We start from the raw sequence: 5545 nt of genomic DNA on the forward strand, positions 1-5545 counted from the left end.
AGTAAATAATAACATAAACATTACCAGTAATTGTAAAATTGGATCAGGCACTGTGGTTGTTAAGAATATAACTGAGGCAGGAACATATATAGGAGTACCTGCGAGGAGAGTATAGATATGAATATCTTATTTTTAACACTCTTAGATTTCACATCAATAGAAGAAAATGGTATATACACAGATTTGATGCGAGAGTTTGTAAAGGATGATCATACTGTATATATCATTTCTCCGATAGAAAAGAGGAAGCAACAACCAACGAGGTTGATTGATAAAGGTAATTATAAAATACTTAAATTGCAGATTGATAACATTCAAAAAACTAACTTAATCCAAAAGGGAATTTCAACCCTTACGTTGGAATCGAAATTTCTAAAGGGTATAAAAAAATATTTTTCGGAAGTTAATTTTGATTTAGTAATATATTCAACACCCCCAATAACACTTCAGAAGGCAGTTGAATATGTAAAAAAGAGAGATAATGCTAAAGCATATTTATTGTTAAAAGACATTTTTCCTCAAAATGCATTAGATCTAGGTATGATGAAGAAAACAGGGATTAAAAGTATATTATATAGATATTTTAAACAGAAGGAAAAAAAACTATATAAAACATCTGATTATATTGGTTGTATGTCTCAAGCAAATGTGGATTTTTTATTGGAACACAATCCTGAAATTTCTCCAAACATTGTTGAAATATGCCCTAATAGTATAGAACCTGTAAATATTAGTGAAGAAGAGGAATCGTGTATTAGAATTAAAAAGAAATATAGTATACCTTTTGATAAAACTATATTCATATATGGCGGGAATCTTGGGAAACCGCAGGGAATTAACTTTTTAATTGAGTGCCTAAGGGCAAATATAGCTAATGATCAAGTATATTTTGTTATAGCTGGTTCGGGGACAGAGTATACTAAACTTGAAATTTTTTTTGAAAATGAAAAACCAACAAATGCACGTTTATTCTCTCAATTACCAAAAGTGGATTATGAAGTTCTAGCCAATTCATGTGATGTGGGTTTAATATTTCTTGATAAGCGTTTTACGATTCCAAATTTCCCATCAAGACTACTTTCTTATATGCAGGCATCAATGCCTGTTTTAGCAGCAACTGATATAAATACAGATATAGGGAACGTTGTTGAAAAAGGTGAATTTGGCTTTTGGTGTGAGAGTAAAAATGTTGAACAATTCAATATAAATGTACAAAAGTTATGTGATACTAAATTAAGAAAACGCATGGGCATAAATTCCAGAAATTATCTAGAAACTAATTATACAGCCAAGCACTCATATGAAATTATAATAAGTCATTTTAATTAAAAGAAAAGAGGAATCAGATGTTTAAAAATAAAACTTTATTAATAACAGGTGGAACAGGTTCTTTTGGAAATGCCGTAATGAAACGATTCCTAGATACAGATGTAAAAGAAATTCGTATTTTTTCCCGTGATGAAAAAAAACAAGATGATATGCGTAAATTATATAAAAACGACAAGCTTAAGTTTTATATTGGTGATGTAAGGGATATTGCAAGTGTGAAAAATTCAATGCATGGGGTAGATTACGTTTTTCATGCAGCTGCTTTGAAACAAGTACCTTCATGTGAATTCTTTCCTCTTGAAGCTGTAAAGACTAATGTTTTAGGTACAGATAATGTACTTACTGCAGCTATTGAATACGGAGTGAAAAAAGTAATTTGTCTATCTACAGATAAAGCAGCTTATCCTATAAATGCTATGGGAATTTCAAAAGCCATGATGGAAAAAGTTGTTGTAGCAAAAGCTAAAACAGTTGGTCCAGAGAGAACCCTAATTTGTGGAACAAGATATGGCAATGTAATGGCCTCACGGGGATCAGTTATTCCATTATTTATAGAACAGATAAAGAGTGGACAACCACTTACTATTACTGATCCTAATATGACTAGATATTTGATGAGCCTTGAAGAGGCGGTTGAATTGGTTGTGTTTGCTTTCCAAAATGCAGAAGCAGGAGATATTATGGTACAAAAAGCACCTGCTAGTTATATTGGTGATTTGGCCCAAGCAATTAAAGAGTTATTTAATGCTAATAATGAAATTAAGGTCATAGGTACAAGACATGGTGAGAAATTATATGAAACTCTTTTAACAAGAGAAGAGTATGTAGTTGCTGAAGATTTAGGTGGATTTTATAGAGTACCAGCAGATAAGAGAGATTTGAATTACGATAAGTATTTTGATGATGGAGATAAAAAATTATCAACTGATGAAGAATACAATTCTCATAATACAAGAATTTTAAATATAGACCAAATAAAAGAGACACTACTAGGATTGGAATATATTCAAAATGAATTAAAAGCTAGTGTGGTAGGCTCAAAATGACGATAAAAAGTATAATTTTTAAGAAAGGATTGAAACTACAGTGAAAATACTTGTTACTGGTGCAAATGGATTTGTTGGCAAAAATTTAATTGCGGAATTAAAAAATAAAGGATACGACGAAATATTTAAATTCAGTCGGGGTAATGATCCTTCTCTATTAGAAACTTATATAAAGGAATGTGAATTTGTATTTCATTTAGCTGGGGTTAATAGACCAGAAGAAGAAAATGAATTTATGGAAGGAAATTATGGTTTCACTTCTGAATTGTTAGATCTTCTTAAGAAACATAACAATAATTCTCCAATCCTCTTTCCTTCATCCATACAAGCTGAAAAAGATAATCCATATGGCAGAAGTAAGATAGCGGGAGAAGATTTATTATTTGATTATCATATGCAAACTGGAGCGGAAGTATATATATATAGATTGCCAAACTTATTTGGTAAATGGAGTAAACCAAACTACAATACAGTCGTAGCAACGTATTGCCATAATATTGCTAGGAATTTAGATATTCAAGTAAGCAATCCTGAAGTGGAGTTAACGCTTTGTTATATTGATGATGTTTTAGCGGAATTTATGAGAGCAATGAATGAGAATCCTACTAAAAAGGATAAATACTGTTTTGTAGAGTCAACACACCAAATTAAATTAGGTAAATTAGCCGAACTTATTAGTAGCTTCAAGGAAAGCAGAGTAAATTTAAGTATTCCTAATATGGAAGAAGGTTTAACTAAAAATTTATATAGTACCTATTTAAGCTTTTTACCAAAGGAAAGTTTTTCTTACGAGTTGAAAATGAATTGTGATCAAAGGGGCTCTTTTACAGAATTTATTAGAACTCCTGATAGAGGCCAAGTATCAGTGAATGTCTCCAAACCTGGGATTAGGAAAGGAAACCACTGGCATCATACTAAAAATGAAAAGTTCCTTGTAGTAAGTGGAAAGGGACTCATTAGATTTAGAAAAATAGATACAGATGAAATTGTTCAATATGAAGTGAATGGTGAGAAACTAGAGGTGGTAGATATACCTATTGGTTACACTCACTCAATTGTAAATATTGGTGATACTGATTTAGTAACAGTCATGTGGGTAAATGAATGCTTTGATCCAGAAAAACCAGATACTCACTTCTTGGAGGTTTAAATATTGGATAAATTAAAAGTCATGACAGTCGTTGGTACTAGACCAGAGATTATAAGGCTGTCAGCTGTAATAAATAAATTAGAAGAATCAAATGCAATAGAACATATACTAGTTCATACAGGTCAAAATTATGATTATGAGTTAAATGAAGTGTTTTTTAAAGATTTCAATTTAAGGAAACCTGATTATTTTTTGAATGCTGCTACGGGGACTGCGGTGGAAACTGTAGGAAATATATTAATTAGCATAGATCCCATCTTAAAAGAAGTAAAACCGGATGCATTTTTAGTACTAGGAGATACGAATAGTTGTTTATGTGCTATTGCAGCCAAGAGAAGGCAGATTCCTATTTTCCATATGGAGGCGGGAAATAGATGTTTTGACCAAAGAGTACCAGAAGAAACGAATAGAAAAATTGTTGATCACACAGCAGATATTAATTTAACTTATAGTGATATTGCAAGAGAATATTTATTAAGAGAAGGCCTTCCTGCGGATCGAATTATTAAGACTGGAAGCCCGATGTTTGAAGTTCTCAATTCTAGAAAAGATGATATTGAGAAATCAGATGTATTAGAGAGATTAAATCTTGAAGAAGGAAAATATTTTGTTGTATCTGCTCATAGAGAAGAAAATATCAATTCCGAAACTAACTTTATGGATTTAGTTGAAAGTTTAAATGTGGTTGCAGAGAAGTATAAAATTCCTGTGATTATTAGTACTCATCCTAGAACTAAGAAAATAATTGATGCTAAAGGAATCGTATTTAATTCTTTAGTAAAAATAATTAAACCAATTGGATTTAATGATTACAATAAGTTGCAAATTAACTCAAAAGCTGTTTTAAGCGATAGTGGCACTATTAGCGAAGAATCTTCTATTCTTGGTTTTAGAGCACTTAATATTAGACAAGCCCATGAGAGACCTGAGGCAATGGAAGAGGCAGCAGTTATGATGGTTGGCTTACGAAAAGAAAGAATATTACAAGGACTTGAGGTATTAGAGTCACAAGAAGAAGGAACTTTAAGAATTGTTAGCGATTATAGTATGTCTAATGTCTCGAGTAAAATATTAAGAATTATTATATCGTATACAGAATATGTGAATAGGGTTGTTTGGAGGAAATAAAGTGAGGGTTTTACAAATTAACTCTGTTTGTGGTATCGGCAGTACAGGACGAATTGCAACAGATATACATGCTATTTTAGCAGAACAGGGCCATGATAGTTATATTGCTTATGGAAGAGATTCCCCTTTGAATTGTGATACGGCTATACGTATAGGAACTAACCTCGATAATTATGTGCATGTTGCCAAAACAAGAATATTTGACCAACATGGTTTTGGGTCAAAAAAAGCAAGTGAAGATTTTATTGGTAAAATAAAGGAAGTTAATCCTGATGTTATCCATTTGCATAACATTCACGGATATTTTATTAATGTTGAATCATTATTTAGGTATATAAAGGAAGCAAATAAACCAATTGTTTGGACTTTGCATGATTGTTGGGCATTTACTGGTCATTGCACATATTTCGACTTTGTTGGTTGTGACTGTTGGAAAATTGAGGGTGATCATAAATGTATACAAAAGAGAAGTTACCCAGCTAGCTTTCTATTTAATAATTCACGGAATAATTTTAATAGGAAAAGAAAAGCATTTGCAGGCATTAAGAATTTAACAATCGTTACTCCATCAAAATGGCTTGCAGAATTAGTAAAACAGTCATTTTTGGGAGAATACTCCATTAAAGTAATAAATAACGGAATTGATTTAGATGTTTTTAAACCAACTGATAGTGATTTTAGGCAAAGGTTTAATTTGAAAAATAAATTTATTACTTTAGGTGTTGCTAGTACTTGGGATAGCAGAAAAGGACTTAGTTACTTTTTGGAGTTATCCAGGAAACTTAATGATGACGAGGTTATAGTTCTTGTAGGATTATCTAAAAAACAACAAGAGGACTTACCTAAGAATATTATTGGTATTTCAAGGACAAATAATATTCAAGAATTAGTT

At 31.5% G+C, this 5545-nt stretch carries 5 protein-coding genes and 1 pseudogene; all 6 read left to right on the plus strand.

Annotation, left to right across the window (positions count from 1 at the left end; translation table 11 throughout):
• Nucleotides 1–115 (plus strand): annotated as a pseudogene (locus WYK_RS25585) (acetyltransferase); the annotation flags it as partial.
• Nucleotides 116–117: 2 nt separating this feature from the next.
• Complete coding sequence (locus tag WYK_RS09165; protein WP_040374199.1) at nt 118–1329, plus strand: glycosyltransferase family 4 protein; 1212 nt, start codon at nt 118–120, stop codon at nt 1327–1329.
• Between the two features lie 17 nt (nt 1330–1346).
• On the plus strand, nt 1347–2375 hold the full coding sequence (locus WYK_RS09170) for a polysaccharide biosynthesis protein (protein ID WP_040374200.1): 1029 nt from the start codon (nt 1347–1349) through the stop codon (nt 2373–2375).
• A 40-nt stretch (nt 2376–2415) separates the two neighbouring features.
• Nucleotides 2416–3525 (plus strand): capsular polysaccharide biosynthesis protein CapF, encoded by a 1110-nt coding sequence (locus WYK_RS09175; protein ID WP_040374201.1) that lies wholly within the window; start codon nt 2416–2418, stop codon nt 3523–3525.
• 3 nt (nt 3526–3528) lie between these two features.
• Nucleotides 3529–4653, plus strand: a complete 1125-nt coding sequence (wecB, locus tag WYK_RS09180; protein ID WP_040374202.1) for a non-hydrolyzing UDP-N-acetylglucosamine 2-epimerase — start codon at nt 3529–3531, stop codon at nt 4651–4653.
• Nucleotide 4654: 1 nt separating this feature from the next.
• Nucleotides 4655–5545, plus strand: an 891-nt coding sequence (locus WYK_RS09185; protein ID WP_040374203.1) for a glycosyltransferase, incomplete at its 3' end; no start/stop codon positions are given.

This window comes from Peribacillus psychrosaccharolyticus ATCC 23296 (assembly GCF_000305495.1).
Taxonomy (GTDB): domain Bacteria; phylum Bacillota; class Bacilli; order Bacillales; family DSM-1321; genus Peribacillus; species Peribacillus psychrosaccharolyticus.